Annotated in this window: 16 protein-coding genes and 2 pseudogenes; 5 read left to right on the top strand and 13 right to left on the bottom strand. The window is 67.5% G+C overall.

Annotated features, from left to right (window positions below):
* Positions 1-46: 46 nt before the first annotated feature.
* Both KPB06_RS23325 and KPB06_RS23320 read right to left on the bottom strand, forming a co-directional pair.
* A complete protein-coding gene (locus tag KPB06_RS23325) occupies positions 47-250 on the bottom strand; it encodes a hypothetical protein (protein ID WP_059579677.1) in 204 nt (67 codons plus the stop codon).
* 34 nt (positions 251-284) lie between these two features.
* Positions 285-1,173: pseudogene (locus tag KPB06_RS23320) on the bottom strand (DUF3422 family protein).
* Between the two features lie 161 nt (positions 1,174-1,334).
* On the opposite strand from KPB06_RS23320, the gene KPB06_RS23315 reads away from it, so the two are divergent.
* Entirely contained in the window at positions 1,335-2,210 is an 876-nt protein-coding gene (locus tag KPB06_RS23315) for a LysR family transcriptional regulator (protein ID WP_006485479.1), read from the top strand.
* A 27-nt stretch (positions 2,211-2,237) separates the two neighbouring features.
* Here KPB06_RS23315 and KPB06_RS23310 read toward each other — a convergent pair whose 3' ends face one another.
* Together KPB06_RS23310 and KPB06_RS23305 are read right to left on the bottom strand one after the other, a co-directional pair.
* Positions 2,238-2,810: a hypothetical protein gene (locus KPB06_RS23310; RefSeq protein ID WP_275906019.1), complete on the bottom strand. Its 573-nt coding sequence runs from the start codon at positions 2,808-2,810 to the stop codon at positions 2,238-2,240.
* Between the two features lie 128 nt (positions 2,811-2,938).
* Positions 2,939-3,289 carry a hypothetical protein gene (locus KPB06_RS23305; protein ID WP_099317020.1) on the bottom strand — a complete coding sequence of 117 codons (351 nt, stop codon included), beginning with the start codon at positions 3,287-3,289 and terminating at the stop codon, positions 2,939-2,941.
* Between the two features lie 334 nt (positions 3,290-3,623).
* Here KPB06_RS23305 and KPB06_RS23300 point away from each other — a divergent pair, with 334 nt between their 5' ends.
* The 4 genes from KPB06_RS23300 (at position 3,624) to KPB06_RS23285 (ending at position 6,930) form a co-directional block, all read left to right on the top strand.
* Positions 3,624-4,301 (top strand): hypothetical protein, encoded by a 678-nt coding sequence (locus tag KPB06_RS23300; RefSeq protein WP_258048615.1) that lies wholly within the window; start codon positions 3,624-3,626, stop codon positions 4,299-4,301.
* Positions 4,298-4,651, top strand: a complete 354-nt coding sequence (locus KPB06_RS23295) for a hypothetical protein (protein ID WP_089465323.1) — start codon at positions 4,298-4,300, stop codon at positions 4,649-4,651. The genes KPB06_RS23300 and KPB06_RS23295 overlap by 4 nt, the downstream gene beginning before the upstream one ends.
* A gap of 336 nt (positions 4,652-4,987) precedes the next feature.
* On the top strand, positions 4,988-5,794 hold the full coding sequence (gene blaOXA / locus KPB06_RS23290; RefSeq protein ID WP_099317018.1) for an OXA-1043 family class D beta-lactamase: 807 nt from the start codon (positions 4,988-4,990) through the stop codon (positions 5,792-5,794).
* Positions 5,791-6,930: an acyltransferase family protein gene (locus KPB06_RS23285; RefSeq protein WP_104013147.1), complete on the top strand. Its 1,140-nt coding sequence runs from the start codon at positions 5,791-5,793 to the stop codon at positions 6,928-6,930. Before blaOXA ends, KPB06_RS23285 begins: the two co-directional genes overlap by 4 nt.
* Positions 6,931-7,103: 173 nt before the next feature.
* Here the strand turns inward: KPB06_RS23285 and KPB06_RS23280 are convergent, their stop codons facing one another.
* The 9 genes and pseudogenes from KPB06_RS23280 to KPB06_RS23240 all read right to left on the bottom strand — a co-directional run bounded on the left by KPB06_RS23280 (position 7,104) and on the right by KPB06_RS23240 (position 20,309).
* Complete coding sequence (locus KPB06_RS23280) at positions 7,104-7,694, bottom strand: class I SAM-dependent methyltransferase (protein ID WP_059608813.1); 591 nt, start codon at positions 7,692-7,694, stop codon at positions 7,104-7,106.
* Between the two features lie 500 nt (positions 7,695-8,194).
* Positions 8,195-9,916 (bottom strand): ubiquinone-dependent pyruvate dehydrogenase, encoded by a 1,722-nt coding sequence (gene poxB, locus KPB06_RS23275; protein WP_059579660.1) that lies wholly within the window; start codon positions 9,914-9,916, stop codon positions 8,195-8,197.
* A gap of 282 nt (positions 9,917-10,198) precedes the next feature.
* Positions 10,199-13,204, bottom strand: coding sequence for an ATP-binding protein (locus tag KPB06_RS23270; protein ID WP_104013148.1), 3,006 nt, complete (start codon positions 13,202-13,204; stop codon positions 10,199-10,201).
* Positions 13,189-13,419: pseudogene (locus KPB06_RS23265) on the bottom strand (transposase); the annotation flags it as partial. The pseudogene KPB06_RS23265 and the gene KPB06_RS23270, both read right to left, overlap by 16 nt.
* Before the next feature lie 98 nt (positions 13,420-13,517).
* Positions 13,518-14,177 carry a response regulator gene (locus KPB06_RS23260; RefSeq protein ID WP_060316165.1) on the bottom strand — a complete coding sequence of 220 codons (660 nt, stop codon included), beginning with the start codon at positions 14,175-14,177 and terminating at the stop codon, positions 13,518-13,520.
* A 350-nt stretch (positions 14,178-14,527) separates the two neighbouring features.
* A complete protein-coding gene (locus tag KPB06_RS23255) occupies positions 14,528-14,716 on the bottom strand; it encodes a hypothetical protein (protein ID WP_081059181.1) in 189 nt (62 codons plus the stop codon).
* Positions 14,717-14,836: 120 nt separating this feature from the next.
* Entirely contained in the window at positions 14,837-17,911 is a 3,075-nt protein-coding gene (locus tag KPB06_RS23250; RefSeq protein ID WP_059579835.1) for an ATP-binding protein, read from the bottom strand.
* A gap of 380 nt (positions 17,912-18,291) precedes the next feature.
* Positions 18,292-19,308, bottom strand: coding sequence for a hypothetical protein (locus KPB06_RS23245; protein WP_059579650.1), 1,017 nt, complete (start codon positions 19,306-19,308; stop codon positions 18,292-18,294).
* Positions 19,309-19,445: 137 nt separating this feature from the next.
* Entirely contained in the window at positions 19,446-20,309 is an 864-nt protein-coding gene (locus tag KPB06_RS23240) for a hypothetical protein (protein ID WP_275920564.1), read from the bottom strand.
* Positions 20,310-20,317: the final 8 nt, after the last annotated feature.

Here is a 20,317-nt window from a genome sequence, read left to right as displayed (position 1 = left end):
ACTATAGCGCGTCAGGTCACAACGATCGCGGCGAACGAAACGCGCGTCAGTTGTACCCGAGAATCGCCACCGCCGCGACCTCCGGCCGGTCGAGCGTATTCCCGACGAGCGACGTCATCGGTTCCTGCAGCACGGCCTGATACGACGTCACGCGCATTTCTTCCGGCATACCCGCGTCATCCGCGGCCGGCTCGTCGAACGCGGCATCGAAACCGCTATAGAACGCCGCTTGCTTCTGCGAAAAAGTCATCTCCACTCCTTTGCCTTGATAGGTCGTTGATGTTTTAGCTGGCCCGCTTCAACGCCGCCGCATGCACGGGCGCACCGTCATGCGCCGCCTCCGAACGCGCAAGCTGCGCACGCGTGCGTCGCGTGATGTGGATCACCGCGAACACGACCGGCGCGATCAGCAGCCCTTCCGCCAGTTCGGGATCGACCGGCAGGTTCATCACGTGCAGCGCCTTGAACGCCGCCGTCGCGAGCCATTCGCTGCATCAGCGCGTGCAGCGCCGCGTGGATCTCGTCGAGCTCGCGACTCATCCGGCGCGCGACGGGCAACGCGAGCAGCGCCATCATCCGGTAGGTTTCGATTTCGTACAGGCGCTGCAGCAGGCGGCCGCCCTGCTCCTCGCGGAAATCCTCGTCGACGACGAGAAAGCGCATGAAGCCGTCGTCGCGTACGTGCCAGTCGCAGAACACCTTGCCGCCGCCGAGCACGTGGCTACCGACGAGCGCGGGCCCGTCGATCCAGCGCCGCAGGTCGCCGCACACACGCTGCGCGGCATCGCCCGACAGCAGTTCCATCCGCACCGCGACGAAGCGGATGCCGGCCAGCCGCGCGAACCACGCAGCCGGAATGCCGGTGATCGCGAGATCGTCGAAATAACCGGTGTCGCGACGCGGCGCGACGAACGTGAAGGTCGAGAATTCGGTGTGACGCTCCCACTTCAGGTGCCAGCCGCACGGCGACTGCACCGCGTAGTGCGTCGCGCCTTCATGCGGCGCGTCGATGCCCGTGTCGCGGCACAGCGCGTGCAGCAGCGTTTCGTGGATGTCGGGCTGGCCGTCCGCATAGATCGCGTAATGCGTGAGCGATACGGCTTCGGCGAGCCGCAGGAACGGCCGCGCATGCAATTCCGCGGCCAGTGCGGCGCGCAACGGATGGTCCATCATCGATTCACCACGCTTCCCTGTTCGGTCCCGCACGCCGGATCGTCCGGCCCGAGTGCCGCGCCTCGTCGGGCGAAGCGCCAGCGTGATCGCACTATGGCAGACACACAGCAACAATAAAAACGCATAATGCTGATCGTTACGTTCAGTTTTCCTGATACCCCATGAAGATGCTCGATCACGACGTGCTGGCCACCGTCGTCGCCGTCGCGGAAACCGGCAACATGACCCGCGCGGCCGAGGCCGTGAACCGCTCGCAGTCGGCCGTGAGCATGCAGATCAAGAGCCTGGAAGACGCGATCGGCCGGCCGCTGTTCGTGCGCAAGCCGCGCAGCATCGTGCTGACGCGCGAAGGCGAGGTGCTGCTGGGATTCGCCAGACGCATGCTGGCGCTGCGTGACGAGGCATGGGCGGCCGTGGTGCGGCCGGAAGTGACCGGCAAGGTCGTGATCGGCGTGCCGGACGACTATGCGTCGTCGCTGCTGCCATCGGTGCTGAAGAAATTCTCCGCGACCTACCCGAAGGTCGAGATTCAGGTGATGGGGCTGCCGAGCAGCGCGCTCGCGCCGCTGATCAAGGAGGGCACCGTCGATCTCGTGTGCGGGACGCGCATCAAGGGGCTGTCGGGCGATTTCATCCGCCACGAGCCGATGGCGTGGGCCGCGATGACGAACGGGCCGCGCGTGTGGGAGGAGCGGCCGCTGCCGATCGCGGTGTTCATGCCGGGCAGCGTCGCGCGCGAGAACGCCATCCGCAGCCTCGAACGCGCGAAAGTGCCGTACCGCACGTCGTATGAAAGCCCGAGCCTGCTCGGGCTGCTCAGCATGGTCGAAGCCGGCCTCGCGGTCGCGCCGCTCGCCCGCTGCGCGATCCCCGCGCAACTGTCGATGCTCGGCCGCTCGCACGGGCTGCCCGACCTGCCGCCGCTCGAGCTGATCCTCGCGCGCAGCACCAAGTCGAAACGGCCGCCGTGCGACTTCCTCGCGGAACAATTGATGGAAGACCTGCAACGGCAGACCGGGCAGACCGGCGACGCGTGAGCCCGCCGGCGCTCGCTCGCCGCGGGCTCACCCGTGGCCCGTCGCGCCATGTCCGGACGCGCGCAACGCCGCGTTGACGATGCCGGCCACCGTGTCCACGAGCGCTTCGAGCGTGTCGCCGTGCACGTGCCGCCCTGCCGGCGGAACATGCTCGCCGCGCCGGCCGCCCCACTGCGAGCCGGCCGTGACCGACAGCGTCGCGCTGAACCGCTGGCCGTGTCGCCGGCCGAAGATGCCGATGCGCCGCTCGGCCACATAAGCCTGTTCGGGAAGAAACAACCGGATCTCGACCGCGACTTGATCGGGGTCGGCCGCATTCGCATCCCCGTCCGCATCGAACGCCGGTGCGAGTGACTTGACGATGCGGAACGTCACGTGGGAATCCCACGCGGCGAGCGGCCCGCCGGCCGCATCGACGCGCTCGGCGTCGACCGACCACTGATGGCGATCGGGCACGCGAATCGCCTGGCGCAGCAGCACGTCCGCCGCGCGAACCGTCACCATCAATTGCCGGGCAAGCTGCCTGCCCGACGGCAACGCCGCGGCGTGCGCGCGGCGGGCGGCCGGGCGCGCGATACGCACTTCTTCCGTAAGGTACATGGGCCCTCCCTGTTCAGGGGTAGCGCCGCGTTCGACGCAGCGCACAAACGGCCGCCGTTGCCAGCCGGCGGACAGCACGCCGGCCGGCGAATCGGCGGCGGATTAACCGAGCAATCGGCGTTCCCGGCTCAGCGGGCGGCGGGCGGAATGCGCAAGCGGCGCGCGACCGGCCCGATCACCGCGTCGACTTGCTGCGCGATCAGCGTGTGCAGCGTGAAATCCAGGTCTTCCGGTGCGATGTCGACATGCACGTGGATCACGTTGCACACGGCGCGCGCGCTGACGACATACACACCGAGCGGGGAGTGCAGCAACCCGGCGAGCCGGGCGTGCGCGGCCTCGGCGGAGTCGGCCGTCAGCGTGACGGGCAGTTGCAGGCGCGGGCGCGGCGGCGGAAACGGTGCGACGTCGTCGGGTGCGCCGGCGCGTAACCGTCGGCTGGCGACATCGAGCGCGGGAAAGGGATGAATGAAGGTCATGGCGCGGACGGAAGCCGTCCCGGCTGTTCGACACGTCCCCAGCTTAGAAGCGACCGTATAAAAGCCGTGCAAAAAAACGGGGCGGTCGTGCAAAAAACGGCATGCCGCGCGACGGACGGATCCTGCTGTTTTACGAGCCGAGCTGCCGCGTGGCGCTGCCGACGTTCGACAGGGGCAAGGCGGATACGACGGGCAATCGAGTCGACATCCGATCGGCCGTTTGGCGGACTCGGCCCGCCGGGGGCGCGGCGATATGCTGGGCGCTTTCCACTCGTCGCCCGCAGCCATGACCGTTCAGCGTGTCGATCTCAGTCACGTCCTCCCATACGAGACGATGTACTTCGACGATCGGCTCACGGTCGATCGAAACGATCTGGATATCTCCGCGTGCCTCGGCGTGGACGGCGACGTGCCGGACGAACTGCTGGTTTCGCTGTGTGGTGCGCCTGCCGGGTCGGACGTTCAGGTGTATCTCGATAGCACGAATCGACTGACGTTCTCCGTGACGCATCCAGGACTCATCCGATCCGAGAACCGCGTATCCGTGCTTCAAACCCACGAAGCGTCCATACTGGAACTTGGGATCATCGATCTCGTCGATAACGCTGTCGTCGGGCTCGGCGCGGCGATGCTGTGGCGAATCGTCAGGGCATGTGATAGGTTGAAGATCGCGCGGATCAGCGCATTCGCAATAGGCGGCCGCAAAGCACCACCCGAACCCGGCGGGCCTCGGCTCTGCGGATATTACGCGTGGCCGCGGTTTGGTTTCGATGCGCCCATTCCCGGCACGCATGGCGACGAGGCTGCACTGTTCCAGTACTTCCAGGGATATCCGGTCGGCTTGGCCGACGGATCGCTTCGGTCTCTGCATGCGCTTTACGCGACGCGATCCGGACGAGACTTCTGGCGGGCGGCCGGATCGCATCGCGTGATGACATTCAACGTTGCGCCTCATGGCGCGTCAGTACTGGCACTGCAACGATACCTGATCGAAAAAGGGATATACGGATGACTCGGAAACACCGTCCAATTGCCGGCTTTCGGATCGTGAAGCCCACGGCCGGACGCGGTCGCGCGCCGAACACCCATCTTCCCATTCGCTTCTCGCAGTTCAAGCAGTTCATCGACGCGCTCATCACGCACGAACGTCATGACGGACACTCGCAGGCGTCAAATACGGCTACCGTCGCGCCCGATACACTGCCGGCCCTCCACTCGCCCGCGCCACCGCAACGAAAAGTCTTCGACGTGGGGCCGATCGACCGATCGAAGAGCACGCTGAGCGTCATCTCGATAGCCGACGCCGAAGCGCGTTGCCGCCGCGAAACGCTCCTGCACTTCGGGTTGGATCCGGACCTGTAACGCGTCGCAAGCCCGGGCCGCCGCCTCCCCTGCCACCACGCGATAACCGCACCGGTCTGCGCGAGGTGTCTTTGTCCGCCCGCAGGCACAGGACGGCCGCGAGCCTTTCATCGGCGTGACAATGCGTGTGATCGACACGAGCCGCTGGGCCCGGCGAGCGTCGCCATGCGCGCCCCGTCAACCATGACAGGTCGACAGCCGGCGATCCGCCGATACACTGTGAGCCACGCCGACGGCCTCGATCGCGCTAACCCATGCCGACCGTCGGCTTCCATTGCGCACGGCCCTCCCGCTTCCCGCCCGCGCACCTTCCGCACGCTTTCCAAGGAGTTGCACTTGAAGCCCTGGCGCCATGCGCTGTTCGCCTTCGCCGGCCTCGCGGCCGCCGCGCCGTCTCACGCCCATCCGGTTTGCACCGTCGTCGCCGACGCCGACACCGGCACGGTGCTCGTGCAGCAGGGCGACTGCACGACCCGCGTGACGCCTGCATCGACGTTCAAGGTCGCAATCAGCCTGATGGGCTTCGACGCCGGCGTGCTGAAGGACGAGCACACGCCCACGCTCGACTTCCACACCGGCTACCCCGACTGGGGCGGTGCGCCGTGGCGCGAGCCGACCGACCCGGCACGCTGGATGAAGCTGTCGATCTTCTGGTATTCGCAGCAGGTCGCGCAGGCGCTCGGGCAGGCACGCTTCCAGCAGTACACGAGCGCGTTCGGCTACGGCAACGCCGACGTCACCAGCAACGACGGCGAACGCCCCGGCGTGATGGGCGCGTGGGTCAATTCGTCGCTACGCATTTCGCCGCTCGAACAAGTCGCGTTCATGCGCGGGATCGCGCGACGGACGCTGCCCGTCAGCGCGCACGCGTACGACATGACCGCACGCATCACGCTGATCGACACGCAGCCGGGCGGCTGGACGGTGCACGGCAAGACCGGCACCGGCTCGCCGGGTATCAAGTACGACGCCGCGCACGCATACGGCTGGTTTGTCGGCTGGGCGACGAAGGGCGCGCGCACGCTGGTGTTCGCGAACCTGATCCAGGACGACGAGCGGCAGACGCCGAATGCCGGCCTGCGCTCGCGCGACACGTTCCTCGCGGCGCTGCCGACGCTTGCCGAACCGGCCCGGCCGCAATGAGCACCGCCCCCCGCAACGCCCGCATCGACCTGCTGCGCGGCGTCTCGATCCTGCTCGTCCTGCTGCATCACTTCAACATCGCGTATTCGCTGCGCGACACCGCGCTCGCGCGCGTGCTCGGCTGGGACACGATCCATGCGATCGTGCGCAACGGTAACTACGGCGTGACGATGTTCTTCACGATCTCGGGCTACCTGATCACGTCGAACGCGCGCCGCCGCTGGGGCAGCCTCGGCGCGCTCGACGTGCGCGCGTTCTACGTGTCACGGGTCGCCCGGATCGTCCCATGCCTGCTTCTGCTGCTCGCGCTCGTCAACGGTCTCGCAGCGGCCGGCGTGCCGATCTTCACGAACCATGCGCCGCAGGGCATCGCCGTGTCGTACTGGCTCGTGAATCTGGCGTCGCTCACGTTCTGGATGAACGTGCTGATCGGCGCGTACGGATGGGTCAACTACGCGCTCGGCGTGCTGTGGTCGCTGTCGGTCGAAGAGGTGTTCTATCTGTCGTTCCCGCTGCTGTGCATCGCGCTGCGCCGCGACACGCGGTTGTTCGCGTTCTGGCTGCTGATTGCCGCGATCGGTCCCGTGTACCGCTACACGCACCAGGGTGACGAAGGCGGCTTCCTCTATGCGTACTTCGCATGCTTCGACGGCATCGCGATCGGCTGCTGCACCGCGCTGCTGGCCGCACGCGCGCGATGGCGGTCGCTTGCGGCCGCGTCCGTGCAATGGCTCGCCGCCGCATTGATGACCGCGCTCTATCTCGCGTGGCCGATCGCCGAAAGCCATGTGTTCGGCGTGTCCGCGATGGCGCTCGGCACGGCCATACTGCTGATCGGCGCGCATGCGGAATGCGGCGCCGCTCGCGGTCGCACGCTCGCGCCGCTGCGCTGGAGCGGCCGGCTCAGCTATGAGCTGTATCTGTTGCACCTGATCGTGCTCGGCGCGCTGCGCACGTTCTGGCCGCCGTCTGCCACGCACGGCAACGGCAAGCTGGCGCTGCTCGTCACCTATCTGGCGCTGTCGGCCGGCGTGAGCGCGGTCATCGCACGCGGCTACGCGACGCCGCTCGATCGCTTCATCAAGCGGGTCGCGTCGCGGCCCGGGGTGCAGGTAACGGACAGCGCGCGTGTCTAGCGCGTGACCGTATCGCCGGTATCGCCGACACGACACCGGCGACCTGATCGCAAGCATTGCTCACGACGCGTCGACCCATCCAGCGGCAAGAATCGGACATGACGGCACGATGGATGGAATCTGGAAGAGTCGGTATGGCCGCTGCTAGGATGCGGCAGCGCGCCGCGGCCAGCTCAGCCGGCGTATTCGGCGGCGGCGCAGCGCACGGTGACGATACGCGCCGGCGGCAGATTGGCCCAGACGATCCGGCTGTCGCACGCGACGAATCCCGGATCGCCGAGCGGATGACGGCCGGGCGGGCGCAGATCGTATGTGAACTGAATCATCACGCCGTCGGCCGACAGCGCGCGTTGACATTGACCGAGGATCGCCGCCACGTCCTCACGCGGCAGCGTGCGCAGCGGCAGGCACGACACGATCGCGTCGACCGTGGCGCCCGGCGGCAGCAGCCGCTCGAGCTGCCGCGCGTCGCCCGACACGATCGAGATGCCGGGAAAGCGACGCCGCAGATGCTGCACGAACGCCGGCGAGCGTTCGACCACGACGAGGCGCCGCGGCGCGACGCCGCGTTCGAGCAGCGCCGCGGTGATCGCGCCAGTGCCGCCGCCGAGCTCGACGACCAGCCCGTCGCCGCCCGGCACCGCGTCGGCCATCTCGCGCGCCAGATGCCGCGAACTCGGGCACAACGCACCGACCGAGGCCGGCCGGCCGACCCACTCGCGCACGAACAGTGCCGAGACACGCCACGCGTTCGGCCACGTCATAGGCGCGCCTCCAGCGCTTGTGCGGTGAGCCGCGGCGTGCCGACGACTGCGCGGAACAGGGTTACGGCGACACGGACAAGGTTCATGCGTATCCTCCTCGGCGAATCTGTCCGCCGCAGGACGCGCGACGATCAATCGATTCTAGGAAACGCAAACTTAAGGCGACGTGAAGATTGACCCTGATTCGCCTGACCAATTCGTGCCTGGCCACCCGCCCGTTCCACGGTCGGCGATCGACGCGCCGCGGCAAGCGCGCGGCGCAACGCTCGCCAGCGATCCGGACCTGCCGCAGCATCGTCTCTCGATCGCGGCGAGATCGTCGGCCCGCGACCCCACGGCGGCGGTCGAAATGGGGTCGGGGGCATTGATGCGGAGTGCCATTCGCCCGCGCCCCACCCGCCGACGGCGTCGACGGTGGTCTTCGATGCCATGTGCGAGCAGGCGGCACTGCCGGCGCTGTGCACCGCGCGCCATGCTGATTGCACGACGCGCAGCACACGTCACCGCAAGTTGGTTCTCGCGAGTTCGACGATCTCGTCGCCGCGCCCGCTGAGGATCGCGCGCAGCATGAACAGGCTGAAGCCCTTCGCATGCGCGAGCTCGATCTTCGGCGGCATCGCGAGCTCGTACTTCGACGTGACGACGTCGACCACCGCGGGCCCGTCATGCGCGAATGCCGTACGCAACGCGTGCTCGACGTTCTCCGAATGCTCGACGCGCACGCTGAAAATGCCGGCGCCTTTCGCGATCGCCGCGAAGTCGGTCGGGCTCAGGTCGACGTTCGTGTCGAGATAGCCGGCCGCCTTCAACTCCATCGACACGAAGCCGAGCAGGCTGTTGTTGTACACGACGATCTTGATCGGCAGCTTGAGCTGGCGGGCGCTCAGCAGATCGCCGAGCAGCATCGACAGCCCGCCGTCGCCCGACAGCGACACGACCTGCCGCCCCGGATGCGCGCCCTGCGCGCCGAGCGCCTGCGGCATCGCATTCGCCATCGACCCGTGGTTGAACGAGCCGTGCAGTTGCCGCTTGCCGTTCATCGTCAGGTAGCGCGCCGCCCACAGCGTCGGCGTGCCGACGTCGGCCGTGAAGATCGCATCGTCGGCCGCGACTTCGTCGATGATTTTCGTCAGGTACTGCGGATGAATCGCGCGGCCCGGCGGCTCGGCCACCGCGAGATCGTCGAGCCCCTTGCGCGCGGCCGCATAGTGCTTCAGCGCATTCTCGAGGAAGCGCCGCTGCGTCTTGCGCGTCAAGCGCGGCAGCAACGCCGCGATCGTCTCCTTCACCGTGCCGACGAGCCCGAGCGCGAGCGGCGCGCGGTGGCCGAGCTGCGAGCCTTTCCAGTCGATCTGCACGACCTTCGCGTTCGCCGGATAGAACGGCCGGTACGGGAAATCCGTGCCGAGCATCAGCAGCGTGTCGCACGATTCCATCGCGTGATACCCGGAGCTGAAACCGATCAGCCCCGTCATCCCGACGTCGAACGGGTTGTCCCATTCGACGAATTGCTTGCCGCGCAGCGCATGCACGACCGGCGCGCCGAGCGTGTCGGCCAGCGCGACCACTTCGTCGTGCGCGCCCTGCGTGCCGCTGCCGCACAGCAGCGTGACGGCGTCGGACCCGTTGAGCAGCGCCGCGAGCCGGTCGAGATCGGCATCGGCCGGCACGATCGACGGCGGCGCCGATTCGCTCCAGGCAGGCGCCTCGTCCGGGCCGTCGCCGAGCGCGATGTCGCCCGGCAGCACGATCACCGCGACGCCGCGTTCCTCGATCGCGGTGCGCATCGCCCGCGCCAGCACGCGCGGAAACTGCGACGCGTTCGTCACGAGTTCGGCGAAGTGGCTGCACTCGCGAAACAGATCCTGCGGATGGGTTTCCTGGAAATAGCCGAGGCCGATCTCGGTCGACGGGATGTGCGCGGCGATCGCGAGCACCGGCTGGTGATTGCGGTGGCAGTCGTACAGGCCGTTGATCAGGTGCAGGTTGCCGGGGCCGCAGCTGCCCGCGCAAACGGCGAGCCGCCCGGTCGACGCGGCATCCGCGCCGGCCGCGAACGCCGCGCTTTCCTCGTGCCGCGTATGCATCCAGCGAATCGAGCCGATCTGGCTCAGGCTGAACGACAGGCCGTTCAGGCTGTCGCCCGTCACGCCCCAGATGCGCTCGACGCCCGCTGCCGCCAGCGTCTTCGCCAGGTATTCCGCCATCGTCTGTCTTGCCATGATGCCCTCACAGTTAGGTTATCGCGATATGCGGCATCTGCCCCGCATGGGCGCATGATAGTCAAGGACGCAAACTGACGTCTGATCGGTGCAATCGCGGCCCGTTGCGCGCGGAACACCCGCGCGAAACCGGCCGTCACGCCGCGCGACAGCGGCAACGCGTGCGTGGACAGGATCTCCGCGAGCACCATGAACGCGCATCCGCTCGGCGGGCTCGGCTTCATCGGTTTCGCGGACGAAGTTCGCGCGCAGGAGGCGCAGCCCGGCGCGGCGCCATTCGGTTCAGATGCCGGCCAATCTCGCCAGCGCGGCCTCCATCGCCGCGCGTATCTCCGGCCATTCCCGCTTGAGCGCGTCGAGACCGCCCGCAGCCAGCATGCGCTCGCCTTTCGCGCATGCTTCGCTCGACTCCCCATCGCCGGCCAGCGCGAAACCGCCTCGCATCGAATGCAGTTCGCCGCGAAGGCATGCGACGTCCCCGCGCAGCAGCGCGGCATCGATCGTCGCCAGCGAATGCAGCGTCGAGGCACGCAATTTTTCGCGTATCTCGTCCGTCATGGGCGGCACCGGCCGGGCGGCACGATCGGCCTGATGCGACGCCGCAGCGCCGCGCCCTCCGTGGCGCCGCAACACCGCGCCGAGCGCATCGATCGACAGCGGCTTGAGCACGACCTCCGCGACGCCGGTCTGCGCGCAGCGCCGCCGATCCTCCTCGGTCGCATGCGCGGTCATCGCGATCACCGGCACCTTCGCGCCCTGCTCGCGCAGGAAGTTCGCGAGCGCGAAGCCATCGAGTTCCGGCATGCCGAGATCGGTCAGCACCACGTCGAACGGATGCGCGAAGAACGCGCGCATCGCCTCGACACCGTTCGCGACGAGCATGGCGTCGCAATGCAGCGCATCGAGCTGATCGCGCAGCAGCGCGCGGCTCGCCGGATGATCCTCCGCAACGAGCACGCGCAGCGGCGTCTCGCCCGCCGCGTATGCCGGCAACGACGACGCGGCGGAATCCGTCTCGTCGAACTCGGCGCGCAATCCGGACGGGGCGTCGCGCAACGGCAGCGACACGATGAACGTCGCGCCCTGGCCCGGCCGGGTCTCGACCGCCAGGTCGCCATGCATCAGCCGCGCGAGGCGCCGGCACAACGGCAGGCCGAGCCCCGTGCCGCCGAAGCGCCGGTAGATCGACGCATCGGTCTGGACATACACGTCGAACAACGTCGGCAGACTCTCCGGCGCGATACCGATACCGGTGTCGCGTACCACCACCTCGACGCCATGCGCTCGACCGTCGGCGCCCGTCGGTCGCGCGTCGATCGTCACGCTGCCGCGCTCGGTGAACTTGATTGCGTTGCTGACGAGATTCGACACGATCTGACGCAGGCGAGTGGGGTCGCCGACATGACCGTCGGCCAGCCGCGGATCGATCCTGCATTCGAGCGCGAGGTGCCGGGCGGCGGCGAGCGGACGGAAAATCGCCGCGACGTCGCGCACAACCGCACGCAAATCGAACGGCACGGCCTCCAGCACCATCTGGTTCGATTCGACCTTCGACAGATCGAGCACGTCGTTGATCACGCGCAGCAACGCATCCGACGACGACATCACCGTCTGCAGGCGTCGCCGCTCGTCGGCCGGCAACGGCGCGCGCTCCATCAACTCCAGATTGCCGACGATCGCGTTCAGCGGCGTGCGGATCTCGTGGCTCATCGTCGCGAGGAACGTCGACTTCGCCTTGTTCGCATCGTCCGCCGCCTGCCGGGCCTCGCGCAGCATGCCCTCCATCTGCTTGTGCGCGGTGATGTCGGTCAGCGTACAGAGCAACACATCGACGCCGCGATAGCGCGTACGGACGATGTGCGCGGCGAGAAAGGCCGTCCCGTCGCCGGCGAGACTGACCGGCAATTCGTGCGTGACGACACGTGGCGTCCGCCCACCCGCCATACTGTCGTGATAGGCCTGCCAGATGCGCTTGCCGAGCGGCGGCTCGGTTCGGGTGTCGTCAAATGCCTGCGCGGCCTCGTTGCGCACCATGGTGTCGCCGTTGGCGAGCGACAGCAGCATGAGCCCGGCCGGCGCCGTGCGAATCAGCGTGCGGTTCAGCGCCTCGCTTTCGATCAGCCGGATTGCACGACGGTTCATCGGGCGCAGCGCGCGTCGGTCGAACATCACGATCGCGAACCACACCATGCCGATCGCCAGCACCGCGAGACCGATCGCGATTCCGAGGCGGGCAGCCACGTCGTCGAACAGGCTGCGCCACGAGATGGTCGCGATCAACGCCGCGCGGAACCCCGCCATCTGGTCGCCGATGACGATATTCATGCCGACGCGATGGAGCGCCGCCCTTTCATCGCGCGCCCCTTGCGCAAAGTCGAGTGCGCGGGCAGTCAGCGCCGGATCCGCTTCGCGCCCCGTCAGGACATGCGCGCCCGGGGCGACCAGCGCGTAATCCTTGCCGACGGACGACGAACGCAGAAAATCGTCGATCGCAGGTCGCGTGACAAGGGCAAACCAGGCGATCGGCTTGCCCTGCGCGTCGCGTACTGCCTGCACGAACCGCAGCACCGAACGCCCGACGAGCGGGTCTTGTCGCCGGTCCAGCAGGATCTTCCGGTAATCCGATTCGGCCGCCGCCGATATGAACTCGGGCGGCGGCTGCAACTGCCGGATCAATGCCTTGATGTCGAAGCCCGCGGGCAGCGCCAGCACCTGCTTGACCAACGGATACCCGGCGACAATGACGAAATTGCCTTCCGGATCGATCAGATATCCGCCCATTCCCGGATCGCCGGGCTGTTGTGCCGGCATGGTGCCCGTGACCTCGCTCTGCGCGAGCAGCCTGCCCAGCCACGGAGCGTAGGCCTTTGCCGACTGCGATGACGAAGCGACCGCGAACGCGGCAAAGGCCACCCGCCCCGCCTCGCCAACGACGACCAGCCTGCCGCGATCGTCGGCGAAGCGCCCGAGCGTATCGGGCGCCACGGCCGTGCGGTTCCTGGCGATCAACTCGATGTTCTCGACATAGCGGTTCTGCAGCGCCCTGACCACCTCCATCTCCGTGAGCAGGTCGGCCTTGCGCACCAGAAACTCCGAACGGTACTGCGTAAGCGATTCCTGCAGGTCGAGTCGCACGACAAGTGCCGCGCAAACCAGCACGAACACCGTGATCGCCACACCGCTTCCGTACAGCAGCCATTGCTGCTGGCGCCGCACGCGCCCGGGCTCGAACGGCTTGCGGCCCGGGGCGGTAGCGTGCGCAATCAGCGCTTTCAGTTTGGTGGGCATAAGAGACGCTGGCAGAATGATTTTTGAAGTTGCCGCCAGCAGATGATGCATGCGGCGATTTTCATGAACGCCTCGCGTGTGGCAGCGAGGCGTTCGAACCGGATACGCAAGCGCCCGAAGTTGCGCAGCCATGCGAAGGGGCGCTCGACGCCCCAGCGGGTTTGTCCGAGGCCACCGCCGTGCGGCTCACGTCGACGGGCGGTCTGCGCAGCGATACTTTTGTTGGATTTTCCAGGTGTCGTGGAAGTCGCGTCGGCGCCGGTGCAGCCGCCCGCGCCGCCCGGGTCACGGTTACCGCCCGCCGGTTGCCCGTCTACGCATCGGTCCCAGGCATGTCGGGCAGATGGCCCTCGCTTGCATAGCGGATCAGATCCGCGTCGCGGACAATGCCGAGCTTCTTCATCGCGCTCGACTTCTGCGAGCTGATCGTCTGCTTGCTCCGGTGAAGCTGAATGGCGATCTCGCCGACCGTCATGCCGGCCCCGTAAAGCCGCACGACCTCGATTTCGCGGGCCGTCAGCGCACGCGTGCCCGTCGATTTCTCGGTGCCCTCGAGCAACTGCTTGACGAACGGCGACAGATAGTTCGCGCCGACATAGGCCGCGTGAACCGCGCCGACCAGATGCGAAATCGCATCGGACTTGCTGAGGATGCACCCCACGCCCTGCCGCTGGATCGCATGCAGCACACTGGGATTGTCGATCATCGTGATCGTGACGAGATGAAGCGCGGGATAGCGGCGCTGCAGAAACGACAACAACGTGAGGCCGTCGCCATACTTGCCGCCCGGCATCACGTAATCGACGACGAGCACGTCGCTCTGCTGCTCGTCGAGCATCGCCACCAGATCGGTCGAATTCGAGACAGTGCCGAGCAGCTTGATCGTGCTGCTGCCCGCGAGTGCCTGCGACATCCCGAGTGCGGACGACGGATGATCGTCCGCCACCATCACTCGCACAAAAAATTCATCCATCTTTATTCTTCTCCCGATACACGCGGCCCGACGTGCCATGTTGCGCGACGCGCCGGGATTCGAATCGATCTCGCAACGGTTGGATTGCGACGTTCAGCGAACCGGGCGGTGCGCAGCGTAATTTTAGGATAATAGACGGGTTCGGCGTCGCCACCGAGAATCGGGACGGGCGGCGCTTCCGCCGGTCCGCGCCCGTCGAGCTTCGACGCCACCGCCGACGCGCCGGCCGCCGGCTGGACCACGGCGCCGCGACGGCACGCACGTTCGGCAATCGGACGCCCACGCACACCCGATCGACGGCCCCCACACCGTCGATCCATCCCGTCCCGCAAAGCGCCTTGGCCCGTTGCCTAACGCCTGGCCACGGTCTTGTCCGGTTCATCCATCCTGTCGTCCGCAGCATGCTGCCACTCAGTGATCGCCCGCCGCTTCTGCGACGGCGACATCATCATGAACTCGTTCAGCCTCGTGAGAAAATCCCGTCTGGATTTCTCCGGTAGCGTCGCGAATCCAAGCAGCAGCCCGAACACCTTCCCCATATAGCGCACGGCCTTCGCCCTCCTTGTTCAATCGAAATCACGCGGCATCCGGGCGATGCCGCGTGTCTGCCTTCCCAGTCTGGATACGGGCGATCTACGCCGCAGTCGCATCGTTCATTTTTATCGTCCTGGCCAGTGCGCCGCCGCAGCCACGGCTGCTCTCGACGTCGGCCGTTCGTCCGCGGCGACGGCGGGAAACCGTATTCCGCGCTGTCGTGCGATACGGGCCAGGCTGCGACGCAGGTCGGCCAGCGTCACCGGCTTGGTCAATACGCAGTCGATGTTCGACGCCGCGTAACGACGCGCGTCCTCGGGCGTCAAATGCGATGCGACCGCGACCATGTCGCCAGGCAACATGCGCGCATGGACGGCTTCCGCGAGTTCGCATGCCGACATGTCGGGCAGGTCGGCGCCGAGCAGCAACACGTCCCACGCACCGCTCGCGAGCGTGTCGAGCGCGGCGCCGCCGGACGACACGCACCGGACCGCGCAACCGAGCACCTCGAGCTGCTCGCGGAAAATCGACCCGTTGACCGACGCGTCGTCGGCAACCAGCACGCGAGGCACACGCGCGCCGGAAGTTCCCGCGGGCCGATCGTCACTCCCTTCCCGCGCCGGCGGCCGCCGCTGCTCGGCCGTCGCGACGCGCGCCTGCTCGATCGCCGTGCACAACCCGTTCAACGAATAGCTCGACACGCGGATCGTGCGGCCCGCGACGTTCGGCTGCAGCGGGCCGTCCGGTGTCGCGAGTACGACCGGCGTACCGCCGCCGAGACTGTCGAGCTCGTCGCGCCGCCACTGCTCCGAATCGCCGAAGAGTACGATCGCGTGAGCACGCTCGAGGCACCCGGCGGCAATCCCGATCGGACTCGGATGCATCGCGACATCGAAACCCCATGCACGCAGATGCGGAAAGGCGAACGCGCGCCACGCGTCGTCGGGCGACACGACGATCAGTGTCCGGCGCTCGCCTGTCACGGCCCGGGATTTCGGCGCAATCTCCATGCGCAGCGGCAACCGAACGGTAAACCGGCTGCCGACGCCCGGCGCGCTGTCGACCGAAATCGTCCCGCCCATCGCCGCGACGAGCCGATCGCACAGCGCGAGGCCGAGCCCCGTGCCGCCATAGCGCCGGGTGATCGACGCGTCGACCTGGGAAAACGGCTTGAACAGCCGGGCCCGCTGCGCGGGATCGATGCCGATGCCCGTGTCCTCGATGCCGATCGCGAGTTCCGGTACGCCGCCCGTGCCTCGCCCCGCCACCACACGGGCGACGACGCGGCCTTCGCGGGTGAACTTGATCGCGTTGCCCAGCAGGTTGCCGACCACCTGCGCGAGCCGCGTCGGATCGCCGCGCATGCGCTGCGCGCCGCTCGCGTCGATGTCGGCGAACAGCGGCAATCCCTTCGCCTTCGCGATGGAGGAAAATGCCGCCAGTTCGCGCTCGATCACCGCGATCACGTCGAACTCGATCGACTCGACCGACATCGCGCCGGCCTCGATCTTCGAGAAATCGAGGATATCGCTGACGATCGCGAGGAGGCCCTCCGCCGATGCGCGCAACGTCTGCACGCGGCTCTGCTGCGATGCATCGAGCGCCGTGCGCTCGAGCAATTCGAGGTTGCCGAGGATCACGTTGAGCGGGGTCCGGATCTCGTGGCTCGTCGCGGCGAGAAACGACGACTTGGCGGCATTCGCCGAATCGGCCGCGCGCACGGCTTCCTCGAGCTGATGCACGAGCCGGCGCTGGGCACTCGTGTCGGCGAAGGACGCGATCATCACGTCCTCGCCCTGATAGCGCGCGCCGTGCGCGATGACCTCGAGATGCAGCGGCGCGGCGCCGGATGCGTCGAGCACGAGTTCGGTCGTCATCGTTCGGCCAGCGCCTTCGTCCGCGACGAACCCCTCGTATTGCGCGAGGACCTGCGCCGCCAGCGCCTGCGGGTCGCCGCCGTACGGCACGAGCATCTGCGCCAGCACGTCGCTCGCCAGTATCACGCGGCGATCGGATCGTGACACGAGCCCGATGCCGACGGGCGCCATTCCGATCACGCTGCGGCACAGATCCTCGCTGTCGAACACGCGTGCCGAGCGCGAGTAGACGGGCACGAGCACGCGCCGGTAGAAGCGCACCAGCAGCAGCCACATCACCGCGATCGCCAGCAGCGACGTCGCGACGAGCGCCCCGGCCTGCACGCCGATCGCGGCCGCGACATCGGCCAGCGACAGCGCATAGGCGATCGTCCAGCCGGTTGCGGCGAGCGGGCCGCGGAACACGATCGTGCCGTCGCGAAACATCGCCTCGGCCGGCGCCGCGTGCCCGTGCGCGACGTCCAGCGCGAGCAGGCGCGCGTCGAGCGCCGGCGTGCGCTCGACCCCGGGATCGATCGTGATGAGCCGGTTGTCCGCGGTCGTGATGAAGAACACGCCCGCCGCGTGGCGATCCTGCAGCCACGACAGCAGATATTCAGGCGCGTACTCCGTCACGAGCACCGCGAACGGCTGGCCGTCGGCGCGCGCCTGCGCGGCGATCCGGATGCGGGCCTGCCCCGTCACCGGGTTGACGTAGGGCGGCAACCAATGCACGTGCGGGCGACCGTCCGCGCCGACTTCGGGCGTGGGTGTGAAATCGATGCGCAACGCGTCGAGCACATGCGCGCGCGCCTCGGCCGTGGCCAGCGCCGGGTTGTCGCCCGACAGGTGCGGCACCAGACCGAACAGCCCCGTGCGCGTGCTGTAGTGGTAACCCTCCAAGGTGCGTCCGCGATTGAGCGAACTCGCCGCGCAGATACGCGACAGCATGAACGACAGCGCGAGGTAGCGCGCCACCTCGTCGCGCCGCGTCGTCTGGCCCGGCACGCCGACCACCAGCGACGGATACGGCTTGATCGCGAGTTTCTCGCCGTCGGCGAAGAATGCGTCGACGACGGACGCCGGCGCCGCATCGAGCTCTCGCCAGATCAGCTGCGTATTCGCGACGCCGTTGCGGAACGACGTCTCGCTCACCTGAATCTCGTCGACGGTTTCCTCGACGCCGTTCAGGAAATTGCGCCGCTCGCCGTCCAGATAGCCGTATACGATCGACACGATCCCGAGCCCGCAGGCAACGAGAATCAGGATCGTCACGACAATGGCGCCGCCGAACATCGAAATGCTCTGATAGCGGCGAATGGACTGAAGCGTGCTGTACGGCATGGCCTGGCGCGACGGCACGTCGGGTTCGGCGGTGAGCGGATGCTCGGCCCGGACGGACGTCACGATGGAATGAAAGGGATGGAGTTGTCCCGATCATGCCAAACGACTCGGGGGAAATCAGTCGAGTCAGGCCGATTTAGTACTCGTCTGAATAATTTGAATAATTGTTTTGAACTTGACCGAGTCTTTGATGCGACATTTCGACCGATCCGGGCCGCGGCGTCACGCGGAGAACGGCAAAGCGCGGCGTATGCAGAAACGAAATACCGCCGGCAAGCCGGCGGCAAAAGATGCGCCCACGCATCGCGTGTCGCACCTGAGGCACTCGATGAGGTGCGCGCGGATCATTCTCGAATGAACGCCCCGCGCGGCGCGCCCGCTCAGTTCTGCGTGAGCGGATTCAGCGTCGTGCACAGGAAGCCCGTGCAGTTCTTCGGCGCGAAATAGAACGACGCCATCACCGGCGGCACGGTGGTGCCGAGCGCGATGTCGCTCAGATACGCCGAGCCCTGCGCGCCGAACGTGTTCGCCTGCTGCACGAAGTTCGCGCCGGTCGACTGGATCGCGGCCGACTGGTACGTGAAGGTCGGCGACTGCGTCTGGTCCTTCACGTAGACCCACGAGATCGCCGTGCCGAACGCCATCGCGCCCTTCGCGCGGTAGCCTTTCGCGCCTTCGCTGTTGGCCTGCGCGATGAAGTCGCCGACCGTCGACGTCGGCGCCAGCGCGTCGTACGTATAGGTTGCGTTCGACGCGTCGTTCTTCATGTAGACGTTCGCCTGCACGGCCCCGACCATCAGCGGGCCGACGAACCAGTAGCCCGACTGGCCCTGGCCGTTCGCCTGTGTGAGGAACGCGTTCGCATCGGCCGGCAGCCCGGTCGTCGTGTACGTGTAGGTGGCCGACGAGCCGCCGTCCTTGCGATAGAGATCGCCGTACGTGAGCGGCCCTTCGTAGCGGTAGCCGCTCGCCCCTTGCGCGTTGGCCGTATTGACGAAGGACGTCATGTCGGCCGGCGCCGTCTGCAACTGATACGTGTAGGTCTGCGCGGTGCCGTCATTCACGAAGATCGACTGCGTGCCGCCATTGCCCGCAGCGTAGAAGTAGTCGCCCAGATAACGATAGCCCTTCGCGCCTTCGTTGTTGACCAGCGTCAGGAAACTGGCCCGATCGGCCGCGACAGGCTGCGCCTCGTAGCGCCAGGTCAGCGTGCCGCCGCCCGAGCCGCCCGAGCCGCCGTTGCCGCCGGAACCCGCGCCGCCCGTCCCGCCGCTGCCGCCGCTGCCGCCGTTGTTGGTCGTCCCCGAACCGCCGGACGACGCGGGCGATGAATTGTCGTCGCCGCCGCAAGCGGTCAGCGCGAGGCAGGTCAATGCGATCAGTGCAACGGCTTTCATCGGAATCACCTTTCAAACGAGCAGGACGAACGACGCCCGTACGCGCGGATCACACCGCACGCACCGACCATCACGAATCAGGAATCAGGAATCGGGGCCCGACAAGCGGCCGGCGGCATCCCGCCGGCCCGTCAGCGTCAGTTGACCTGAAGCTGGCCACCGCGGCCCAGGCCGCCCTTCACGTCCTGCGCCTTGTAGCTGCGCAGCGCGACGACCATCTTGTTCCACGCGTCGATGAACGCGACGACCGTCGCCTTGCCTTCCGGCGTCGTCGAGAAACCGGCGAGCCCGCCGCCCACCCCGCCGCCGAGGCCGCCCAGCGCCGCGCCGTAGTTCGTCGCCGTCGAGCTGCCTTCCGATGCCGCGATCTGCACCGCCGACCGCACGTCGAACAGCGTCAGCGTGACCACCGACGCCTTCGTCTGCAGGTGCCCCGCCACCGCCGCCACCGCGCTGTTGCCGATCAGCCCGCCGATCATGCTGCCGATCCCGCCGATCGGCGAATCGTTGATCACGATCTGCGGCTCCATGTAGTAGTCGGCCGCCACACGCTGGCCCTTCTGCTGCTTCGAGCCCGCGCGATATTCGCCCGAGTTGCGTTGCAGCTGCGTGATGCGCGACAGGCGCGCGTCGCTCTTCTGGTTGCCGATCGACGTGATCACGAAGCAGTTCGACTGCTGCACGGCCAGCCGCAGCACCTGCGCCTTGTAGCTGCGCAGCGCGACGACCATCTTGTTCCACGCGTCGATGAACGCGACGACCGTCGCCTTGCCTTCCGGCGTCGTCGAAAAACCGGCCAGCCCGCCGCCCACCCCGCCGCCGAGGCCGCCCAGCGCCGCGCCGTAGTTCGTCGCCGTCGAGCTGCCTTCCGACGCCGCGATCTGCACCGCCGAGCGCACGTCGAACAGCGTCAGCGTCACCACCGACGCCTTCGTCTGCAGGTGCCCCGCCACCGCCGCCACCGCGCTGTTGCCGATCAGCCCGCCGATCATGCTGCCGATCCCGCCGA

The sequence above is a fragment of the Burkholderia semiarida genome (genome assembly GCF_029268935.1).
Taxonomy (GTDB): domain Bacteria; phylum Pseudomonadota; class Gammaproteobacteria; order Burkholderiales; family Burkholderiaceae; genus Burkholderia; species Burkholderia semiarida.
This window is presented reverse-complemented; position numbering and strand designations above follow the sequence as displayed.

Excerpts from the sequence above, each read along its gene's own strand:
- KPB06_RS23325 (WP_059579677.1), bottom strand. The coding sequence starts at position 250 with ATGACTTTTTCGCAGAAGCAAGCGGCGTTCTATAGCGGTTTCGATGCC.
- KPB06_RS23315 (WP_006485479.1), top strand. The coding sequence starts at position 1,335 with ATGAAGATGCTCGATCACGACGTGCTGGCCACCGTCGTCGCCGTCGCG.
- KPB06_RS23310 (WP_275906019.1), bottom strand. The coding sequence starts at position 2,810 with ATGTACCTTACGGAAGAAGTGCGTATCGCGCGCCCGGCCGCCCGCCGC.
- KPB06_RS23305 (WP_099317020.1), bottom strand. The coding sequence starts at position 3,289 with ATGACCTTCATTCATCCCTTTCCCGCGCTCGATGTCGCCAGCCGACGG.
- KPB06_RS23300 (WP_258048615.1), top strand. The coding sequence starts at position 3,624 with ATGTACTTCGACGATCGGCTCACGGTCGATCGAAACGATCTGGATATC.
- KPB06_RS23295 (WP_089465323.1), top strand. The coding sequence starts at position 4,298 with ATGACTCGGAAACACCGTCCAATTGCCGGCTTTCGGATCGTGAAGCCC.
- KPB06_RS23285 (WP_104013147.1), top strand. The coding sequence starts at position 5,791 with ATGAGCACCGCCCCCCGCAACGCCCGCATCGACCTGCTGCGCGGCGTC.
- KPB06_RS23280 (WP_059608813.1), bottom strand. The coding sequence starts at position 7,694 with ATGACGTGGCCGAACGCGTGGCGTGTCTCGGCACTGTTCGTGCGCGAG.
- poxB (WP_059579660.1), bottom strand. The coding sequence starts at position 9,916 with ATGGCAAGACAGACGATGGCGGAATACCTGGCGAAGACGCTGGCGGCA.
- KPB06_RS23270 (WP_104013148.1), bottom strand. The coding sequence starts at position 13,204 with ATGCCCACCAAACTGAAAGCGCTGATTGCGCACGCTACCGCCCCGGGC.
- KPB06_RS23260 (WP_060316165.1), bottom strand. The coding sequence starts at position 14,177 with ATGGATGAATTTTTTGTGCGAGTGATGGTGGCGGACGATCATCCGTCG.
- KPB06_RS23255 (WP_081059181.1), bottom strand. The coding sequence starts at position 14,716 with ATGGGGAAGGTGTTCGGGCTGCTGCTTGGATTCGCGACGCTACCGGAG.
- KPB06_RS23250 (WP_059579835.1), bottom strand. The coding sequence starts at position 17,911 with ATGCCGTACAGCACGCTTCAGTCCATTCGCCGCTATCAGAGCATTTCG.
- KPB06_RS23245 (WP_059579650.1), bottom strand. The coding sequence starts at position 19,308 with ATGAAAGCCGTTGCACTGATCGCATTGACCTGCCTCGCGCTGACCGCT.